This is a genomic window from Isoptericola sp. NPDC057653 (genome assembly GCF_042799955.1).
In the GTDB taxonomy this organism is placed as follows: Bacteria; Actinomycetota; Actinomycetes; order Actinomycetales; family Cellulomonadaceae; genus Isoptericola.
This window is the reverse complement of sequence record NZ_JBHVHP010000004.1, coordinates 216,657-236,422: the sequence shown is the minus strand read 5'-3', so window position 1 is coordinate 236,422 and position 19,766 is coordinate 216,657. Positions and strand designations below refer to the sequence as shown.

Below are 19,766 nucleotides of genomic sequence, written 5' to 3'. Positions count from 1 at the left end.
GATGGCAGGCCCTCCCCCCGCGCCGGAAGCAACCACGCCCACGCGCTCGTCCCCGCGTCCGGGCCGTCGGAGGGCCCGTGCCCGATCGCCGCTACGATGTCCCGTCGGTTCCGTACCCCACCAAAGGTTCTCCCGTGGCACAGAACGCTCCCCGCACGCCCTTCCTCCCGGCGCCCACGCCGTGAGCCAGACGGTCGACGCACCCGCACGCACGGCCGCGTCCAAGCCGCCGGCCACAGCGCTGCGGTACGAGGTCCAGGCGCTCCGCGCGCTCGCGGTGCTGCTCGTGGTGCTGTTCCACTTCTGGCCGGGTCGCCTGCCCGGCGGGTACGTCGGTGTCGACGTCTTCTTCGTGATCTCGGGCTTCCTCATCACCGGTCACCTCCTGCGCGAGGTCGAGTCCACCGGCACCGTCGCCCTCGGCAGGTTCTGGGCGCGCCGCGCGAGGCGCCTGCTGCCCGCGGCATACCTGGTGATCGCGGTGTCCGTCGTGGTGACGCTGCTGGTCGTGCCCATGACGCAGTGGCACCAGTGGTTCCGCGAGGCCATCGGCGCCACGCTCTACGTGGAGAACTGGGTGCTCGCCGCGGACTCCGTGGACTACCTCGCCGCCGAGAACGCGCCCTCGCCGGTCCAGCACTACTGGTCCCTCTCGGCCGAGGAGCAGTTCTACCTCGTCTGGCCCGTGCTCGTCCTGCTCGCCGCCCTCGTCGCGACGCGCGGGCGCTGGTCGCGACGCCGCATGACCGGAGTGGTCCTCGCGGTCGCGACCTTCGCGTCCTTCGCCTACTCGCTGTGGCTCACCACGACCAACCCGGCCTCCGCGTACTTCGTGACGACGACGCGCGCCTGGCAGTTCGGGGCCGGCGCCCTCCTCGCCGTCGTGCTCGCACGGTCGGCCCCTGCCCTGGTGGGCGCACGGTGGCGCACGCTCGTCAGCTGGGCAGGACTCGCCGCGATCGCTGCGTGCGGGCTGTTCTACGACGCGAAGACCCCGTTCCCCGGGACCGCGGCGGTGCTCCCGGTGCTCGCCACCCTCGCCGTCATCTGGGCCGGGACGCCGTCGGGCCCCCTCAGCCCGACGCCGCTCATGCGCTGGCGCCCCGTGCAGTACACCGGGGAGATCTCGTACTCCCTGTACCTGTGGCACTGGCCCGCGATCGTGATCCTGCCGTACGTCGTCGGGCACACGCCGGGGCTCGTCGAGCGGGTCGCCCTGCTCCTGGCGGTGCTGGTGCTGTCCGTGCTGTCGAAGCGGTACGTCGAGGACACGTTCCGCTTCACCCGTCGCTGGGGGCTGCAGCGCACCGGGCGCGCCCTCGGGCTCACCGCCGCCGTCGCCGCCGTGCTCGCCCTCGTCGCGGGGGCCGGCCTGGCGGTCGCCGACCACCGCACGCAGCAGCAGGAGGAGCTCGCGGCCCGGCTCGTCGCCGACATGCCGCCGTGCTTCGGCGCCGGGTCGATGGACCCGGAGAAGCCCTGCGACAACCCCGACCTCGACGGCATGCTCGTCCCCGCCCCGGAGGCCGTCGGCGGCGACTACGCCGACTACCCCGACTGCTGGGTCGAGGGCAACCAGGACCGCCTCAAGGACTGCTCGTTCGGGCCCGTGGACGACCCCGACGTCCCGCACGTCGTCCTCATCGGCGACTCGCACGCCCGCGCCATGCTGCCCGCGTTCATCGCGCTGGCGGAGAAGGGCACGATCAGCCTGACGCCGCAGCTCAAGGCCACCTGCGCGTGGACCACGGGCACGATGAACTACGACGACCCGCAGCGCTCCGCGACGTGCGAGACGTGGAAGGACCAGCTCGCTCCCTGGCTCGTGGACCACGCCGAGGACATCGACCTCATCGTCACGACCGGGTACCTCAAGATGCTCTCGGGCGACGCCGACCAGCAGCGCGACCAGATGGTGGCGGCCTGGCGGCCGGTCGCGGAGAAGGACGTGCCGATCGTGGCGCTCGGGGACAACCCCTGGCACCGCACCGGCCCGTCGAAGTGCCTCGAGGAGCTCGACGTGATCGAGCCCGACAGCTGCGACACGACGCGCGCGAAGGCCTTCCCGTTCCCGAACACGTTCGCGGCCTCGGCGAAGGAGGTCCGCGGTGCGAAGTACGTCGACCTGACGGACTACTACTGCGACGAGAAGACCTGCCCGTCGGTGATCGGCGGGGTCAACGTCTACCGGGACAACAGCCACCTCACGACCACGTACACCAAGACGTTGGCGCCCTACCTGCTCCGTGAGCTGAGGAAGGCGGGCGCGCTGGCCTGACGGCCGCGCGCCCGCCGCGCCGCGTCAGTCGCGCAGCGCCCAGGGCCAGTCGTAGAACGGGTCGGCCACCGACCAGCCCGTGCCGTAGCGCTCCTCGAGGAACGCCTCGGGCCGCGCCGGCACGAGCAGGTCGTGCCCCTTGAACGAGAACGTCCGCGGGGGCATGACGATGTCCGTGTCGATCGTGCGGAGCTGCATCTTCTCCATGTGGAGCGCCGTCGACGCGCCGCCGACGAACAGCGGGAACACGTCCACGTGGAGGTGGGTCTCCGGGTCGTGCAGGTGGAAGTTCGTGTAGGAGTTCGGGCGGGACACCTTCCAGCCCTTCGCCTGCAGCCGCTCGCGGAGCTCGGTGAGCAAGGGCTCGCCCTCCGCCCTGCCGGGCGCGTCGAGGGGCACCATGAGGTCCACGTCGTCGTCGTGCGCCAGGAAGTCGCCCTCGCGCACGGCGCCCAGCAGCGTCCCGTAGGCCAGCATCGTCGGGTACCCGCACGACTCGAGCACCGCGGACGCGTGCTCGATGGTCGCGATGTAGTCGTCCGAGCGCTCCCGCAGCCCGCCCACGTCGACGATCCCGTGCCGCGTGAGCACCGCCCGCGGCGCGCCCAGGACCTCTCCCGCCCGGTTGACCTCGTCGCCGAGCCGGTGGAGGTCGGCCTTGGAGCGCAGGACGAACTGGAAGGACCGCATCGACGTGGCGGTCCCCGGTGCCCGGTGGCGCTCCGCCGCGAGAAGGTGGCCGAGCAGCGCCCACTCGTCGTCGGAGAGCGCGGCGCCGTCGTCGAGCCGCTCCGTCGGCAGGAGCTGCGCCAGCAGCCGCTGCTCCGCCGGGTCGGCCGTCAGGAGCCCCTCGCGGGCCCGCTCGGACAGCCGCGCGAGGACGTCCGCCCGCGTCGCGTCGGCGGTCGCCGCCGACGCGAGGACCGCCTCGTCCACCGGCGTCCCGCAGAGCCGGGACAGGACGTCGAGCGTGTGCCGCACGACCCGGTCGGAATCCACCGTCACCACGACGTCGGGGCCCTCGGCCCCGCGACCGACCGCGACGCTCAGCGCACGCGTGCGGACGCCGTACCCGTCGAGGCGGTTGAAGACGCGGACCTCTTCGGCGTCCACGGGCGGGTCGAAGCGCACGGACCACCACGGACCGGTCTCCCGCGCGGTCCGGATGCCGCCGAGCCCGAACGGGGAGCGGTCGTCCTTCGTCACGTCGGAGCTCTGCGTCACCGTCGCCGTCGACAGGTCGACGTCCAGCCGCTTCCCGCGGCGGAACAGCTCCAGGCCCCGCAGGTCGAGCTGGTGCTGCCCGCCACGCGGGAGCGAGAACCGCACCTCCTCCACGGGCCCGGCGAACCGGACCGGCAGGTAGTTGGCCCCGATGCCGCCGAAGTAGCCCAGCGACGGAAGGAGGCGACGGGTGCCGGCCTGGCTCAGCAGCGTGCTCGGTTCCCGCCGGGGCAGACGCTCGGTCCGACGACGAGGGGCCCCCGTGCGGTGCAGGAGCGGGCTCGCGTCGAGGAACGCCCGGTGGTCGAAGCGGATCGCGTCGTCCGCGAACGCGAAGGTCTCCTCGAGCAGCTCGCGCGTCACCGGCTGGGCCGCGAGGTCGAACCGGTGCGGGGCCCGGAGCTTCTGGACGGCCCCGAAGTAGTCGTAGAACGGGAACGCGCCCCCGCGGGGGGCGTCGGACTCCAGCCACGCGTTCGGGATGCCGTACGCGTCGGCGACCACGAGACCGTGCAGCACCGACGACACGATGCGCCGGCACGACAGGATGTCGCGGAGCACCCCCTCGACGTCGACGCGGCCGGCGTCGATAAGCAGGACGCCCGGGCCGTACGTCGCCTCCGCCCACCGGCGCTCGTTCCAGCTGACGACCACGCCGACGTCGTGCGTCACGGGCACCTGCGGCGCGTGCACCAGCGGGAGCAGCAGCGCCGGGTCCCCGTACACGGCCGGGACGGGGATGCCGAACCCCTTGGCCGCCGACAGCTTCGCCCGGGTCAGCGGGCCGCGGACCGCGGTGTACGCCGCGGCGGCCGGCACCTCCGTCACGTCCTCGGTCCCGTAGACGCCCGTGCCCCAGAAGATCGTCTCGTCGGTGCCCTGGTTGATCACCGAGCCGATGACCCCGTAGTGCGGCCGGGACCGGTCCGCCACCATGGTCGCGCGGCCCGTGAGCCGCCCGACGAGCCACGGCGACAGGGCGTCACCGAAGCTGGGGCGGAACGTGAAGTGGTTGACCGGCACCTTCCCGTCGACCAGAACGAGGTCCCCCGCCACCTCGTAGTCGTCGAGCAGGTGCAGGGCGCGCAGCGCCTCGACGGCGTCCGGCTGCCGTCGGCCGGACCTGGCCCCCCTCACCACCTGGCCGAGCCGGGACCGGGCGGAACGATAGATCGACATGATGTGCTCCGGGGCTGGAGGGCGGTCAGAGGCTCAGGCCAGTCGCGTCGAGCACGCGGGCCGACGCGGCGCCGTCGTCGCGCGGTGCGAGCTCAGCGACGAACCTACCGTGCGCGGCCCGGCGCACGGGCCGATCCGCCGGCACGGCCTGTGGGGCCGCGAGGCACCCCGCTCAGTCACGGAGCGCCCAGGGCCAGTCGTAGAACGGGTCGGGGGTCGACCACGTCTCGCCGTACCGCTCCGTGAGGAAGCCCTCCGGGTCCGCCGGCGCGAGCATCTCGTGCCCGAGGAACGCGACGGGGGCGGACGGGAGCACCATCTCGGTCGGGACCTCCCGCAGCTGCATCTTCTGCGTGTAGAGGCGCGCGCGATCGCCTTCCACCAGGAGGGGGAACACGTCGACGTGGAGCTTGGTCGCCGGGTCGCCCAGGTGGAAGTTCATGTACTCGTTCGGCCGCGTGACCTTCCAGCCCTTGTCGCGGAGCTGGCCGTGCAGCCCGCGCAGCACCTCCCGCGCCTCCTTCTCGGAGGACGCCTGCAGGGGGATGATCATGTCGACGTCGTCGTCGTGCGCCAGGAAGTCGCTCTCGCGCACCGCTCCGAGCAGCGTGCCGTACGCGAGCATGGCCGGGTAGCCGCACTCCTCCAGGACGGCCGTGGCGCGCTGCATCGCCGCGACGTAGTCGTCGGAGCGGTTGCGGAGCCCGCCGACGTCGATCAGGCGGTGCCGCGACAGGATCGCCGGAGGGGTCCCGAGGACCTCCCCCGCGCGGTTCACCTCCACCTCGAGTCGCCTGAGGGCGGTCCGTGAGTCGAGGACCAGGTGGAACGTCCGCATCGACGTCGCCGTGGACGGGAGCCGGAGACGCTCGGCGGCGAGCAGGTGCCCCAGCAGGGTCCACTCGTCGTCGGTCAGGAACTCGCCGTCCTCGAGCCGGTGGGTGCGGATCAACGAGGCGAGCAGTCGCTGCTCCTCACGGTCGGGCGTGAGCAGCCCCTCCCCCGCGCGGCGGGCAAGCTCTGCCAGCACCTCGGCGCGCACGGCACCCGCCCCCTCCTTCGAGGACAGCGCCGTCTCGTCGATCTTCTGCTCGGTGATCCGCTCGACGAGCGCCAGGGTCGCAGCGATCACGCGGTCGGAGCCCACGGAGCGGATCGTCCGGAACGTGCCGTCGATCCCGGCCACCGCGACGGTGAGGGCCCGCGCGCGAGATCCCCAGCCGTCGAGACGGTTGAGCACCCGGACCTCGGTCGCGTCGACGGGCGCGTCGAACCGCACCGACCACCAGGCCCCGTGCTCGCGCTTCGTCCTGATCCCGCCCAGGGCGAACGGGCTCGCCTGCCCGCCCGGGCGCTCCACGCCGGAGCTCTGCGAGACGGTCGCCCGCGACTCGTCGATCACCAGGCGACGACCGCCGGAGAAGAGCTCGACGCCGCGCAGGTCGAGCTGGCCCTCGGACTGCGGGAGGAAGACCCGGATCTCGGAGACCGGCCCTCCGGTCTCGACCGGGAGGTAGTTCACCGCGTTGCCACCGAAGTAGCCCAGCGAGGGGATCAGCGTCGACAGGCCGGGCTGCGAGACCAGGCGCGTCTCCGGCTCCCGCGCCAGGGGACGTGCGGCGTCACCGGAGCGGGCGCGCGACTTGCGGCGCAGGAAGGGCGACGCGTCGAGCAGCGGGCGGTAGTCGTAGCGGATCGCCGCGCCGTCGAACGTCAGGCCGTCGCGCAGGCGCTCCTGCGTGACCGGGCCCGACGTCAGGTCGAAGGTCTGCGGGTTGCGGAACTTCTCCACCGACGCGAAGTAGTCGTAGAACTTGTACACGCCGCCGCGCGGGGAGTCCGAGGCCAGCCAGGCGTTCGGGATGCCGTACGCGTCGGCCACGATGAGCCCGTGCAGGGAGGACGTGACGATCTTCCGGCACGAGAGGAGCTCGCGGACCACCGCCTCGACGTCGCTCCGCGCGAAGTCGATCACCTTCACCCCGGGGCCGAACGTCGCCTTCGCCCACCGGCGCTCGCTCCACCGCACCACCACGCCGTACTCGTGCGTGATCGGCACCTCCGGCATGTAGTAGAGCGGGAGCAGCAGGGCCGGGTCGCCGTAGACCTCCGGCACCTCGATCCCGAACCCCTTGTGCGCGCCGAGCTTCGCGCGGGTCAGCGGCCCGCGGACGGCGGTGTAGTGCGCGTTGGGCGAGACCTCGGACTTGCCCTCCGTGCCGTAGGTGCCGCTCCCCCACACGATCGACTTGCTGGTGGCCTGGTTGATGATCGAGCCGATCACCACGTAGTGCAGCTTCTTGCGGTCGGCGACGACGACGTCGCGGCCGGTCATCTTCTGCACGAGCCAGGGAGACAGCAGGTCGCCGAAGTTCGGGCGGTACGTGAAGTAGTTCACCGGCACCTTGCCGTCCTCCTCGACGAGAGGCGCGACCTCGTAGTCGTCGAGGAGATGGCGGAATCGCCGCGTCCCGAAGGTGTCCGGGCGCCGACGCCCGAGGCGGGTCTTCGCCTCCTGCACGACGCGGGCCCGGGCAGAACGGTAGATCGACATGATGTGCTCCGGTACTGGATGGGTGCGGGTCAGGCGGACAGGCTGACCGCATCGATGACTCGGGCCGAGGCCGCGCCGTCGTCGAGGGGCGCGAACTCAGCGACGAACCTATCGTGCGCGGCGCCCCACGCGGACCAGTGGTCGGCCCCCAGCGCGGCCACCAGCTCGGCCGTGTCCGCGCAGAGCGGACCGGGTGCCACGTCGACGAGGTCGCGGTAGAAGCCGCGGGTCTTCGACCCGTACAGCTCGAGGTCCGGGACCAGGAGGTAGATCGGCCGCCGCAGGACGCCGTAGTCGAACATGATCGACGAGTAGTCCGTGACCAGCGCGTCCGACGCGAGCATCAGCTCGTTGACGTCGGGGTGGTGCGTCACGTCGATCACGCCGTCCGGCAGCTCGCTCGACGAGCCCGCCGTGTTCGAGTGCCCGCGGTAGAGCACCACGGTGCGCGGACCGGCCGCGCGGCTCAGCTCGTCGAAGTCGAGGAACGCGACCCGGCCGTACCGGGCGCCCTCCTTGATGTTGTCGCGCCACGTCGGGGCGTACAGGAGCACCCGCGCGTCGTCCTGCAGGCCCAGCCGCTCGCGGACCGCCCGGCGCGTCGCGTCGGCGGTGCCGTCGACCAGCGAGTCGTTGCGCGGGTAGCCCTGGGTGACGATCGGGCCGTCGTAGCCGAACGCCCCCGGGAAGATCTCCGCGGAGTAGTCGTTCTGCGCGAGCAGGTAGTCCCAGCTCCGCGCCTCCTGCACCATGAGGCGGCGGTAGGTGATCGTGAGGTTCGCCCCGGGCACGTCGTTGCCGATGCGCTTCAGCGGCGTGCCGTGCCACGTCTGCAGGTAGGTCTGGTGCGCGCCCTTGCGGAAGTACCAGGGCCAGTTGTTGTTGTTGACGAGCACCGTGGCGCGCTCGAGCAGGTCGTACCAGGCCGTCGAGTAGCGCAGCACCGGGGTGGCCCACTCCGGGACCGGCGTCGACAGGCAGGCGACGGACCAGTACTGCGGGCGGGCGTCGCCGCGCCGGTGCAGCTCGCGGCTCAGCGCGAGCGGCGAGTCGCCGACGGTCCTGCCACCGAACGACTCGAGCAGCACCGCGTCCAGCGGGGCCTGCTCGGCGCGGCGGTACCGCAGGTACAGGCGGTGCTGCGCCCGGCGGCTCCGCTCGCCGTCGTCGAGCGCCGTGCGCAGGCGCACGCTCACCGACCCGATCTTCGGGGTCGCCGAGACCGACGCCGACACGACCCCGTCCGTGAGCTCGAGCTGCAGCGAGCGGACCAGGCGCGCCGCCGCCCGCGGCCGCATCACGACGTCGCCCACCGACAGGACCATCACGAAGCTCACCGACTTCGAGAGCGTGCTGCCGACGGCGTCGGTGACCGGGAGCAGGACGTCGAACGCGCCGTCGGCGTCGAGGTCGAGGCGCACCTCGCTGCCGGCGGCCACCTCGTGCCACAGCGCGAGCGTCAGCTGCTCGCGGGGCAGCTCCTTGGACAGGGACGCCCAGCCGCGCACGCGCAGGCCGTCGCGGCCGAGGCTCAGCTCCTCGATCTCTCCCAGCACCGGGCCGGTCTGCGCGACCACGTTCCCGTACCGCGTCGCCGCCGGGAGCACGCTGGTGCCGGTGACCGGCTCGAGGGCGCTGCTCGGCGCGGCCCACGAGAACCGGAGCTCCGGCCCGCCGGCCGCCGGGCGGGCGGCGAAGACCCACGTCCGCAGGCCCTCCGTCGTGAGCGCCTCGGGCAGCGTGAAGGCGACGACCTCGCGGCCCTCCTCCTGCTGCCGCACGCCGGGCACGGTCCACGTCCCGGCCCGCGCCACGCAGCTGCGGACCTCCGGCGCGCCCGCCGCCAGGACGAGCTCCACGCGGCGGCCCGACACGCGGAGGTCCTCGACGGGCACCCGGGCGGGGGTCGTGCGGCGCAGCTCCAGGGCGTCCGTCCCGGACGGCGCGTCCACGAACCACCGACCGTCGGCGTCCAGCCGGCCGAAGGTCGGGAGCCGTCCCCCCGTGCGCGGGTCCGGCACGGGCAGCGGGGCGACGCGCTCGACGCCCTCCACGCGCACCCCGACCTCGAGGCGGTACGGCGGCGAGACCAGCTCGGCGAGGTCGAACCGCGCCCGGAACCCGGACGCCGCGTGGTCGTTCCACGGGTCGACCGCGCGCATGTCGATGGTCTCGTCGGCGAAGCGCTCGACCCGGCCCGGCACGCGGCGGCCGTCCTCGGGGACCGCGTCCACGGTGATCTCGCTGGACGTGCCCGCGAGGTCGACGTAAGCGAGGTACGCGCTCCCCTCCACGGTGAGCGACCCGTCGTCGTCCAGCGCGATGTCGGCCACGCGGCCCACGATCTCGGCGTCGGGGTCCAGGTCGTCCACGACGCCGTCCGGGCGCAGCTCCAGGCCCTCCAGGTAGTCCGCGCCGAGGGTCACGTGGCCGTCGGCGGCGACGCCGTGCACCTTCCACGTCATCGACTCCCGGCGGGCGACGAGCTCGACCACGTCGTCCCGCAGGCCGTGGTACGCCGCCGCCGCGAGCAGCCGGTCGTAGATCGGCACCTCCCGCAGGCGCTCGTACCCCGCCATGCCGAGGAACCCCTGCACCTCCGCGCGGAGGAAGTCCCAGTACTCGTCGCCGGTGCGCGGCACCTGCTCGTAATAGAGGCGCATGTCGAAGCCGACGACCTTCGCCTCCCACGCCTGCCGCACCGAGGTGGGTGCGTCGCGCATCACCTCGTGCAGCTCGTCGAGCATCCGCCAGCGGCCGGTGAGGTCCCGCATCGTCGACTTCTGCTGCGTGATCGACGACTCGTCGTCGCGGATCCGCCAGAAGCAGACCACGTCCTCGACGATGTCGAACCGGCCGTGCAGGTACGCCTTCGCGGACGGCACCTGGTCCTCGTAGAGGCCGTCCGGGAAGCCGCCGACGACGCGGCGGAAGTACTCCGCGCGGAACAGCTTCGTCCACGCGAAGACGTTCTTGAGCGCGTCGGGCTCCTCGGCGATCGTCACGCCGGTGCGCGTCCGGTCGTGGAGCTTGCGCGCCCACGGGGGCATGTGCCGGCCGCCCGAGGTGTCCCGCAGCAGCGAGCCGACCGCGAAGTCGGACCCGCTGCGCGTCAGCGACGTCAGCATGACCTCGACGGCGTTCGGCGGCACCGTGTCGTCCGAGTCGACGAAGCACAGCATCTCGCCGCGCGCGTTCCGCACGCCCGTGTTCCGCGCCGCGCCCAGTCCGCCGTTCTCCTGCCGCACGATCCGGACGCGACGGTCGCGCGCGGCGATCGCGCGGACCACCGAGATCGAGTCGTCGGGCGACCCGTCGTCGACGACGACGACCTCGAGCCTGCGGTGCGTCTGGGCGAGGATCGACTCGAGGCACTCGCCGACGTACCGCTCGACGTTGTACACCGGCACGATGACGGACACGAGCGTCCGGCGACCCGGGCGACGCAGCTCGGTCACCCGCGCCCGCCAGGAGGCGGGCAGGCGGCGGTAGGTGGACCGCAGGAAGTTCGAAAGCACGGTGGTCATCAACTCGCGATCAGGCGCAGGACGGGAGACCCGGGAGGATCGGGAGGGCTCCCGGGTTCAGGAGGAGTGCGGGAGGGCGCCGACCATCCCCGCCGCGACGGTCTTGTTCGTGGCCTCGTCCACCAGGATGAACGCACCCGTACGGCGGTTCTGGCGGTACGAGTCGACGAAGAGCGGCTTGGTGACGCGCAGCTGGATGCGACCGATCTCGTTGAGCCGGATCTCGGTGGCGTCCTCGTCGCGGTGCAGCGTGTTCACGTCCACGCGGTACTTGACGTCCTTGACCATCGCGCGCGCCCAGCTGGTGGTGTGCTTGATGGCGTACTTCTTGCCCTGCACCAGCGGCGCGGACTCGTCCATCCAGCAGATCTGGGCGTCGATGTCCTGCAGCGCGGCCGGGCTGTTGTTCGGGCGGCAGATCATGTCGCCGCGCGAGATGTCGATCTCGTCGGCGAGCCGGACGGTGACCGACATGGGCGGGAACGCCTCGGAGACCGGCCCGTCCGCGGTGTCGATGCCCTCGATGGTGGTCTCCAGCCCGGAGGGCAGCACGCGCACGGTGTCACCCGGCTTGAGCACGCCGCTCGCGACCGTGCCGGCGTACCCGCGGTAGTCCCGCGCGTCGTGCGACTGCGGCCGGATCACGTACTGCACCGGGAACCGCACGTCCTGCAGGTTGCGGTCGCTGGCGACGTGGAGCGACTCGAGGTGGCTCAGCAGCGGCCGGCCGTCGAACCACGGCGTGTTCTCGCTGCGGTTCACGACGTTGTCGCCGACGAGGGCGGAGATCGGGACGAACGTCAGGTCGGGCACGTTGAGGCGCGAGGCGAAGTCCGTGAACTCCCGGCGGATGTTCTCGAACACCTCCTCGGAGTAGTCGACGAGGTCCATCTTGTTGACGCACACCACGATGTGCGGCACGCCCAGGAGCGTCGCGAGGAACGTGTGGCGGCGGCTCTGCTCGATGACGCCCTTGCGCGCGTCGACGAGGATGAGCGCGACGTCGGCCGTCGAGGCGCCGGTGACCATGTTCCGCGTGTACTGGATGTGGCCGGGGGTGTCCGCGATGATGAACTTGCGCTTGGGCGTCGCGAAGTAGCGGTACGCCACGTCGATGGTGATGCCCTGCTCGCGCTCGGCGCGCAGGCCGTCGGTGAGCAGCGCGAGGTCCGTGTAGTCGTTCCCGCGGTCCTTGCTCACCTGCTCGACCGACTCGAGCTGGTCCTCGAAGATCGTCTTCGAGTCGAACAGCAGCCGCCCGATGAGGGTGCTCTTGCCGTCGTCCACGGAGCCCGCCGTGGCGAAGCGCAGCAGGTCGGCCGACGTGTCGATCGCCTGCTGGGAGGCGGCGGACGGGGTCTGGGTCTCGGTGCTCATGGCTTAGAAGTAGCCCTCTCGCTTGCGGTCCTCCATCGCGGCCTCGCTCACCTTGTCGTCGCCACGGGTGGCGCCGCGCTCGGTGAGGCGCACGGCGGCGACCTCCTCGACGATCTCCGCGCGGGTCGACGCCGTCGACGCGACGGCGGCGGTGAGGTTCGCGTCCCCCACCGTGCGGTAGCGCACGGAGCGCACCTCGGACGTCTCGCCGTCCTTGAGCGGCGTGAACTCGTTGACGGCGAACAGCATGCCGCCCCGGTCCACGACCTCGCGCTCGGCGGCGAAGTACAGGTCGGGGAGGTCGATCTCCTCCGCCTCGATGTAGGCCCAGATGTCCAGCTCGGTCCAGTTGGACAGCGGGAACACGCGGATCGACTCGCCCTGGTGGACGCGCCCGTTGTACAGGTCCCAGATCTCGGGCCGCTGGTTCTTGGGGTCCCACTGGCCGAAGTCGTCACGGAAGGAGAACACGCGCTCCTTGGCGCGCGCCTTCTCCTCGTCGCGACGCCCGCCGCCGAACAGCGCGTCGAAGCCGTTCTTCTCCGCGGCCTCCAGCAGGACCGGGGTCTGGATGCGGTTGCGGGAGCCGTTGGGCTCCTCCTGCACCAGGCCGCGGTCGATCGCGTCCTGCACGGACGCCACGACGAGCTGGATGCCGAGCTTCTCGACCCAGCGGTCCCGCGTCTCGAGCACGGACGGGAAGTTCAGGCCCGTGTCCACGTGCATGATCGGGAACGGGATCCGCGCCGGCGCGAACGCCTTGGCGGCGAGGTGGAGCATGACGATGGAGTCCTTGCCGCCCGAGAAGAGCAGACAGGGGCGCTGCATCTCGGCCACCACCTCGCGGATGATGTGGATGCTCTCCGCTTCGAGGCTGCGGAGCTGGCTCAGGACGTGGGACGTCACGACTGGGCACCTTCCTTGATGTCGACCCCGACCGAGGTCAGCGCCGCGCGCAGGCGCGACGCCACGGCCGGGTGGCAGACGAAGAGATCGGGGAGCCAGGGGTTCTGGCGGTTGTACTCGAGCGCGGTGCCGTCCAGGCGGGTGCAGTCCAGGCCCGCGGCGAGGGCGACGGCCACGGGCGCCGCGGAGTCCCACTCGTACTGGCCGCCGCCGTGCACGTACGCGTCGACGGTGCCGTCGACGACGGCGACCACCTTCACGCCGGCCGAGCCCATCGGCACGAGCTCGACGTCGCCGCGGGCGGCGAGGTCGCGCACGAACTCCGGCGGGCGGCTGCGGCTCGCGGCGAGGCGCAGCGGGCGGGCGCCGGCGGGCACCTGGTCGGCGCCCGACTGCTCGGCGCCGACGGACACGGTGCTGAGGACGGCGTCGCGCGCCGGCAGCCCGACGGCCCCGGCCGTGAGCCCGTCGGCGCGACCGGAGCCGCGCTCCCACAGGGCCACGTGGACCGCGAAGTCGTCGCGCCAGGCGCCGGCGCGCTCGCCGTCGGCGTACCGCTCGGCGAACTCGCGCGTGCCGTCGAGCGGGTCGATGATCCAGACGCGGTCCGCGGTGGCGCGGGCCCCGACGTCCTTCGCCTCCTCGGAGAGGACGGCGTCGCCGGGGCGGGCGTGCGCGAGGGCCCCCGCGAGCCAGGCCTGGCTCGCGGCGTCGCCGGCGTCCTTGAGCTCGGCGGCGACGAAGCCGCCGCCGGCGGAGTCCACCTCGGCCCGCAGGCCGAGCAGCACCTCGCCCGCACCGCGGGCGAGCGCGACCGCGAGATCGCCGTCGGGCAGCACCGGGTCCGGGTAGGACGGGCTGGACTGCGGCATGCGGCTCCTCGGCAGGCGGCTCTGGGACGGCGGCCCGAAGGGGCCGCGGCCGAGGCTACCATTCCGGGAATGGAGTCCCGCGGGAGCGTTCGCGACGGCGAAATTCGTTGTATCCGATAGGAATGGTGCCCCTTTGAGCGTCGATCTCCCGCTGGTCCTCGGCGGCCTGGTCGTGGGCTTCGTCGTGGGCCTCACCGGGATGGGCGGGGGCGCCCTCATGACGCCGATGCTCATCTTCGTGTTCCGCGTGGACCCGCTCACCGCCGTGTCCTCCGACGTCGTGGCCAGCCTGTTCATGAAGCCGGCCGGCGCGATCGTGCACCTGCGGCGACGCACCGTGAACCTGCAGCTCGTCCTCTGGCTCTGCATCGGCTCCGTGCCGGCGGCCTTCTCCGGCGCGCTCCTCATCCGCTACCTGCCCTTCGGCGACGGCTTCGACGAGGTCCTCAAGAAGGTGCTCGGCGTCGCCCTGCTGATCGCCTCCGCCGGCCTGGTCGTGCGCGCCGTGCTCGGCATGCTCCAGCGCCGCACGGCGCTCGGCGAGGGGCCCGCCGAGCCCACCAGCCCGGACGTCGCCGTGCGCAAGGTCCCCACCGTGATCCTCGGCGCCGTCGCCGGGCTCATGGTGGGCCTCACCTCGGTGGGTGCCGGGTCGATCATCATCGTGGTGCTGCTGCTGCTCTACCCCGCGCTCAAGGCCTCGCAGCTCGTGGGCACGGACCTCGTGCAGGCCGTCCCGCTCGTCGCCGCCGCGTCCCTCGGCCACATCCTCTACGGGGACTTCGAGCTCGGGCTCACGACCTCGCTGCTCATCGGCGCGATCCCCGGAGCCTGGTTCGGCGCGCACGTCTCCAGCCGCGCTCCCGGCGGCATCATCCGCCGCGCGCTCGCGATCCTCCTGCTCGCCTCGGGCCTCAAGCTGCTGGGCGCCTCGCTGGGCGTCGTCGTCGCGGCCGCCGTCGGCGCCCTCGTCGTCGGCAACCTGCTGTGGATCGTGGTGCGCGAGCGCCTCAAGAAGCTCCCGCCGCGGCCCCTCCCCCTCGGGACCGTCCCGGCACCCGAACCCGAACCCGAGCCCGAGCCCGCACCGAAGGACGCCACCCCCTCACCATGACCACGCCCGACGCCGTGCCCGCCGACCTGCCCACCGCCACGCACGTCCTGGCCCCCGACGAGCTGGACCTGCTCGAGCTCGCCCTCGGCGGCGGCGCGGCGTGGACCCCGCCGGCGGGCCTCCCCGCCGGGCCCGTGACGCTCACCGACGCCGAGAACACGCCCCTCGCCGTCGCCGGGGACGGCGCTGCGCCGCACGCGGTGAAGCCGTTCGCCCGCGCCGCCGGCCCGCACTGGGACCCCGCCCTGCGCCGCACCGCCGAGGACGTCCGCCCGGGCGCGGCGGGCTCCCTCGCCGTCGTCGTCGCCGAGCCGCCCACGCGGTCCGAGCTCGCCGCCCTGCCGGGCCTGACCGCCGACGCCGATGCCGTGCTGGTCCTGGTGCCGGCGTCCCGCCGCTCCCCCGCCGCGGGGCACGTGGGCGCGCCCGGCCTCGTCCGCGTCGCGCACGACCTGGCGGAACGGGTGCGCGCGACCGGCCGCGCCGCCGACATGGTCGTGGTCCCCTGGCCGGCGACCGCCCCCGACGCGCTGCGCTGGCCCGACGTCGCCGCCCGCTACGGTGCCGCGCGCGCCGAGGTGCTCGCCGACCACCGCTCGCCCGCCGAGCGCGCGCGCGTCGACCGGCTCGGTGCGCTCTGGTCCGACGAGGTCGGCGCGCTCTACGCCGAACCCGCCGCCGGCGAGCTGGCCCGCGCGGCGCGGACCGCGCGCCGGCGCGGCGCCGTCGTCTTCTTCACGGGGCTGTCCGGCTCCGGCAAGTCGACCGTGGCCCGCGCCCTCGCGGCCGAGCTCGACGACGAGGGCCTGCACACCACGCTGCTCGACGGGGACGAGGTGCGCCACCACCTGTCCAAGGGGCTCGGCTTCGACAAGGCCTCGCGCGAGCTGAACGTGGAGCGCATCGGCTACGTCGCCTCGCTCGTGTCGTCCCACGGCGGCGTGGCCGTGGCGGCCCCCATCGCGCCGTTCGCCTCCGGCCGCGCCCGGGTCCGCGCGCTGGCCGAGGCCGCAGGCACGTTCCTGCTGGTGCACGTCAGCACGCCCCTGGAGGTCTGCGAGGCCCGCGACCGCAAGGGCCTCTACGCCCGGGCACGCCGCGGCGAGATCCCCGAGTTCACCGGGATCTCCTCGCCGTACGAGGAGCCCACCGACGCCGACCTCGTCCTCGACACGTCCCGGGTCGACGTCGCCGACGCCGTCGCTCGGGTCCGCGCCGCGCTCGCCGAGCGCCTGGGCTGAGCGCGGGGGCGACCGGCCCGGACATGCAGCGAGCCCGCCGGGACCTGGGTCCCGGCGGGCTCGCCGCGTGCGGAGGTCAGTCCTGCGGCTTCTTCTTGCGCCGCGCGCGCGGACCCACGCCGCCGGCCCGGCCGGAGGAGTTCGCGGCGCGGTGGGCGCGCACGAACTGCCGGTAGTGCTCGAGGACCTCGTCGGTCGGCCCGTCCATGACGAGCTCGCCCTGGTGCACCCACAGCACGCGGGTGCACATCGCCTCGATCGTGGTGACCGAGTGGCTGACCAGGAAGATCGTGCCGGCGTTCTTGCGCACCTCGTCGATGCGGGCCTTGGAGCGGGCCTTGAACGCGGCGTCGCCCGTGGCCAGCGCCTCGTCGATCATGAGGATGTCCGGCGTCGCGGCGGACGAGATCGCGAACCGCAGCCGCGCCCCCATGCCCGACGAGTAGGTCTTCATCGGCATGTAGACGAAGTCGCCGATGTCGGCGAACTCCACCACCTCGTCGAAGCGCTCCTCGACCTGCTTGGGCGTGAGCCCGAGCGCGAGGCCGCCGATCCAGATGTTCCGCTCGCCCGAGAGCTGCGGCATGAGCGCGGCGTTGACGCCGAGGAGCGCCGGGTCGCCCGCGACGTGCACCGAGCCGGAGTGCGGCGGGATCAGCCCGGTGATCGCGCGCAGCAGGGTGCTCTTGCCGGACCCGTTGATGCCGACGATGCCGATCGACTCGCCGTGGCGCGCCACGAACGAGATGCCGCGCACCGCGTGCACCTCGCTCACGGCGCCCACGTGCTGCGAGGTCGAGCTGAGGAGCCGGCGCACGAACGAACGCTTCGGCGCCTCGGCCTCGCGCACGGTCGCGCCGCCCTTGGCGGCCACCTGCTTCGCCTTGCCGCCGAACACGCGGTAGACGATGTGCAGGTCGTCGACGACGAGGACCGGGTCGCCGAGGGTCGCGACCGGCTTAGGGCCCTCGAGGTCCTCCGGCTCGAACTCCTCGTCCAGGTCCACGTCGAGGTGCAGATCGGACTCAGTCACGGCCGTACCGCTCCTCTCCACGCCAGAACACGATGAACCCGACGGCGAACGCCACGACCGCCCACCCGGCCGCCCACGCCCACATCGACGGGTCGTGCGGCATCGACGGCTCCTGGGTGAGGAGCGAGCGCCCCAGATACAGGAAGACGCCGATCGGCTGGTACTCGAGGATCGGGCCGATCCAGCCCTGGACGCTCTCGGGGAGGTTGTCCACGTAGTGCGTCACCGGGAAGATCACGCCGGACCCGTACATGACGAGCCGCAGCACGAAGCCGATGATGTTGTCCAGGTCGGGGGTGATCGCCACCGCCCGGGCCACGACGAACGCGACGCCGGTGTTGAAGATCCACAGCAGCGCGATGAGCGCGGGCAGCAGGAGCCAGGTCCACGTGACCTGCACGGTCGCGTACTTCGGCAGCAGCCCGCTGAGCAGCACGATCGCCAGCATCACCAGGAGCGCGGGCACCAGGGTGGTGAGCAGCGAGACGACCTGGGCGATGGGCAGCACGGCGCGGGGGAAGTGCAGCGACCGGATGAGGTTCGACTTCTGCGCGATCGACCGCGACCCGGCGTGCACCGACTGCTCGAAGAACCGGTACAGGAACGTGCCGATGGTGATGAACGCGATCGCGTTCTCCAGCCCGCGGGTGGCCTGGAGCAGCACGCCGAAGATCAGCACGTAGACGATCGCGTTGAGCAGCGGGTTGAGCACCGCCCACAGCTGACCGAGGTAGTTGTTCTGGTTCTTGGAGTAGGCGGTCGCGGTGCCGAGCACGCGGATGAACGCCCAGCGGGAGGCGACGTCCTTGATGTACCGGCCGAGCGGCGGGCGCACGCCCATGGCGTGCAGCCCGTACTGCTCCGCGAGAGCGAGGCGCTCCTGCGAGGTGGTGTCGGGCACGATCGGATCCGGAGGGCGGAGTGCGTCTCGCCCCGGCCCCGGCTTCCCGCGGTCACCCGATGCGGCGCCCGTGGTGGTGTCGGTGGTCACGTAGCTTGCATACCCGTCTTCTAGGTACGGCCTTCTAGGTACGGCCTGCGGCTGACAGGCCCCGTCGATAGTACAGCCGTGATGCACCCCCACCTTCCTCCGGCGTGAACCCGCAGCAGGCCCGGGGCACTCTGGAATACTCGGGGCATCGCCGGGGCGCTCCCCCGGTCCCGCCTCCAGGAAGGCGCGCCGATGCCGCACGTCAGCGCCCCGCAGCCCGCCCTCCCGCAGCGTGTCCGCCGGGCCCTCGCCCGCGGCCTGCTTAGCGCGGGAGCCCGGGCCAAGCGAGCCGTGAGCAGGGCCGCCGGGGACGAGCCGCCCGAGCTCTCCCCCGCGCTCGAGGGCCTGCCGCCGTACCCCGTCGTGGCCTACTTCGCCGACACGCCCCTGCAGGCCTATCAGCTGCGGCAGTGGCTGCCCGTGCTCGAGCGCGTCGCCGAGCGGCACCCGCTGGCCGTCGTCACCCGCCAGTGGGACCTCACCGAGCAGCTGCGGGCCGCCACCGACCTCCCCGTGCTCTTCGCGCTCGAGCTCGACGGCCTGCGCCGCCTCTACGAGCAGATCGACGTCAAGGTCGTGGTCTACGTCAACAACGGCTGGCGCAACTTCCAGTCGCTGATCTACCAGCGGGCCCTGCACGTGCACGTCAACCACGGCGAGTCCGACAAGATCTCGATGGTCTCGAACCAGGCGAAGGCCTACGACCACGTCGTCGTCGCCGGCAGGGCGGCGGTCGAGCGGCACCGCCGGGCCCTCATCAACTTCGACCTCGACCGTCTCGTCGTCTGCGGGCGCCCCCAGCTCGACCTCGACGTCGCCCCGACGCTCGACCCGCTGCCCGGTCGGCGCACCGTGCTCTACGCCCCGACCTGGTCCGGCGAGGACGACGCCAACAACTACACCTCCGTGGACCGGTACGGCGTCGCGGTGGTGCGCGCGCTGCTCGACCGTCCCGACGTCCGCGTCGTCTACAAGCCGCACCCCCGGGTGCTCACCGCCGAGGACCGTGGGGTCGCCACCGCGCACGCCGAGATCGTCCGTCTCCTCGCCGCCGCGGGCCCGCCGCACCTGCGGCCGCTCAAGTCCGACGTCCTCGGCCTGTACGGGGCCACCGACCTCCTCGTCACCGACATCTCGGCGGTCGGGCTCGACTTCCTCTACCTGCGGCCCGACGCGCCCCTCGTCCTCACCGACCGGCACACCGATCGCGCCCGGCTGGTCGCCGAGGCACCGCTCGCCGGAGCCGTGGACGTCGTCGACGGCGACACGGTCGGCGACCTCGCGGGGCTGCTGGCCAAGAACCTCGCCGCGGACCCCCGCCACGACGACCGGGCGCGCCTGCGCGACCACTACTTCGGCCTCGCCCGCGGGGAGAGCAGCCGGCGGTTCCTCGAGTTCGTCGACGACTGCGTGGCCCGCCGCGACGCGCTGGTCGCCCCGCTCCCCGGGCAGGGCCCGGCGTGAGCGGCG

12 protein-coding genes are annotated in these 19,766 nt (G+C 72.8%); 4 read left to right on the top strand and 8 right to left on the bottom strand.

Annotated features, from left to right (window positions below; translation table 11 throughout):
• Positions 1-181: 181 nt before the first annotated feature.
• Positions 182-2,278: an acyltransferase family protein gene (locus ACFU9A_RS20605; RefSeq protein ID WP_430577169.1), complete on the top strand. Its 2,097-nt coding sequence runs from the start codon at positions 182-184 to the stop codon at positions 2,276-2,278.
• 24 nt (positions 2,279-2,302) lie between these two features.
• Here ACFU9A_RS20605 and ACFU9A_RS20600 read toward each other — a convergent pair whose 3' ends face one another.
• The 6 genes from ACFU9A_RS20600 to ACFU9A_RS20575 all read right to left on the bottom strand — a co-directional run bounded on the left by ACFU9A_RS20600 (position 2,303) and on the right by ACFU9A_RS20575 (position 13,917).
• Positions 2,303-4,681, bottom strand: a complete 2,379-nt coding sequence (locus tag ACFU9A_RS20600; protein WP_430577168.1) for a LicD family protein — start codon at positions 4,679-4,681, stop codon at positions 2,303-2,305.
• Positions 4,682-4,853: 172 nt separating this feature from the next.
• Positions 4,854-7,235 (bottom strand): polysaccharide pyruvyl transferase family protein, encoded by a 2,382-nt coding sequence (locus ACFU9A_RS20595; protein ID WP_430577167.1) that lies wholly within the window; start codon positions 7,233-7,235, stop codon positions 4,854-4,856.
• 29 nt (positions 7,236-7,264) lie between these two features.
• Positions 7,265-10,762, bottom strand: coding sequence for a CDP-glycerol glycerophosphotransferase family protein (locus ACFU9A_RS20590; protein WP_430577166.1), 3,498 nt, complete (start codon positions 10,760-10,762; stop codon positions 7,265-7,267).
• Positions 10,763-10,819: 57 nt separating this feature from the next.
• Positions 10,820-12,139, bottom strand: a complete 1,320-nt coding sequence (gene cysN, locus ACFU9A_RS20585; protein ID WP_430577165.1) for a sulfate adenylyltransferase subunit CysN — start codon at positions 12,137-12,139, stop codon at positions 10,820-10,822.
• Positions 12,140-12,142: 3 nt separating this feature from the next.
• The gene (gene cysD, locus ACFU9A_RS20580; protein ID WP_430577164.1) at positions 12,143-13,045 is read right to left on the bottom strand and encodes a sulfate adenylyltransferase subunit CysD; all 903 of its coding nucleotides are present in this window, start codon (positions 13,043-13,045) and stop codon (positions 12,143-12,145) included.
• Positions 13,042-13,917, bottom strand: coding sequence for a 3'(2'),5'-bisphosphate nucleotidase CysQ (locus ACFU9A_RS20575; RefSeq protein WP_430577163.1), 876 nt, complete (start codon positions 13,915-13,917; stop codon positions 13,042-13,044). Before ACFU9A_RS20575 ends, cysD begins: the two co-directional genes overlap by 4 nt.
• A gap of 133 nt (positions 13,918-14,050) precedes the next feature.
• Between ACFU9A_RS20575 and ACFU9A_RS20570 the strand changes: the two genes are divergently transcribed.
• Together ACFU9A_RS20570 and cysC are read left to right on the top strand one after the other, a co-directional pair.
• Positions 14,051-15,031, top strand: coding sequence for a sulfite exporter TauE/SafE family protein (locus ACFU9A_RS20570; protein WP_430577162.1), 981 nt, complete (start codon positions 14,051-14,053; stop codon positions 15,029-15,031).
• A complete protein-coding gene (gene cysC / locus ACFU9A_RS20565) occupies positions 15,028-16,272 on the top strand; it encodes an adenylyl-sulfate kinase (RefSeq protein ID WP_430577161.1) in 1,245 nt (414 codons plus the stop codon). Before ACFU9A_RS20570 ends, cysC begins: the two co-directional genes overlap by 4 nt.
• Before the next feature lie 76 nt (positions 16,273-16,348).
• Here cysC and ACFU9A_RS20560 read toward each other — a convergent pair whose 3' ends face one another.
• Together ACFU9A_RS20560 and ACFU9A_RS20555 are read right to left on the bottom strand one after the other, a co-directional pair.
• On the bottom strand, positions 16,349-17,305 hold the full coding sequence (locus ACFU9A_RS20560; RefSeq protein WP_430577160.1) for an ABC transporter ATP-binding protein: 957 nt from the start codon (positions 17,303-17,305) through the stop codon (positions 16,349-16,351).
• Positions 17,298-18,206: an ABC transporter permease gene (locus ACFU9A_RS20555; RefSeq protein ID WP_430577159.1), complete on the bottom strand. Its 909-nt coding sequence runs from the start codon at positions 18,204-18,206 to the stop codon at positions 17,298-17,300. The genes ACFU9A_RS20560 and ACFU9A_RS20555 overlap by 8 nt, the downstream gene beginning before the upstream one ends.
• Positions 18,207-18,488: 282 nt before the next feature.
• Here ACFU9A_RS20555 and ACFU9A_RS20550 point away from each other — a divergent pair, with 282 nt between their 5' ends.
• Positions 18,489-19,760 carry a CDP-glycerol glycerophosphotransferase family protein gene (locus tag ACFU9A_RS20550; RefSeq protein WP_430577158.1) on the top strand — a complete coding sequence of 424 codons (1,272 nt, stop codon included), beginning with the start codon at positions 18,489-18,491 and terminating at the stop codon, positions 19,758-19,760.
• Positions 19,761-19,766: the final 6 nt, after the last annotated feature.

Excerpts from the sequence above, each read along its gene's own strand:
- ACFU9A_RS20600 (WP_430577168.1), bottom strand. The coding sequence starts at position 4,681 with ATGTCGATCTATCGTTCCGCCCGGTCCCGGCTCGGCCAGGTGGTGAGG.
- ACFU9A_RS20595 (WP_430577167.1), bottom strand. The coding sequence starts at position 7,235 with ATGTCGATCTACCGTTCTGCCCGGGCCCGCGTCGTGCAGGAGGCGAAG.
- ACFU9A_RS20590 (WP_430577166.1), bottom strand. The coding sequence starts at position 10,762 with ATGACCACCGTGCTTTCGAACTTCCTGCGGTCCACCTACCGCCGCCTG.
- cysN (WP_430577165.1), bottom strand. The coding sequence starts at position 12,139 with ATGAGCACCGAGACCCAGACCCCGTCCGCCGCCTCCCAGCAGGCGATC.
- ACFU9A_RS20575 (WP_430577163.1), bottom strand. The coding sequence starts at position 13,917 with ATGCCGCAGTCCAGCCCGTCCTACCCGGACCCGGTGCTGCCCGACGGC.
- cysC (WP_430577161.1), top strand. The coding sequence starts at position 15,028 with ATGACCACGCCCGACGCCGTGCCCGCCGACCTGCCCACCGCCACGCAC.
- ACFU9A_RS20550 (WP_430577158.1), top strand. The coding sequence starts at position 18,489 with ATGCCGCACGTCAGCGCCCCGCAGCCCGCCCTCCCGCAGCGTGTCCGC.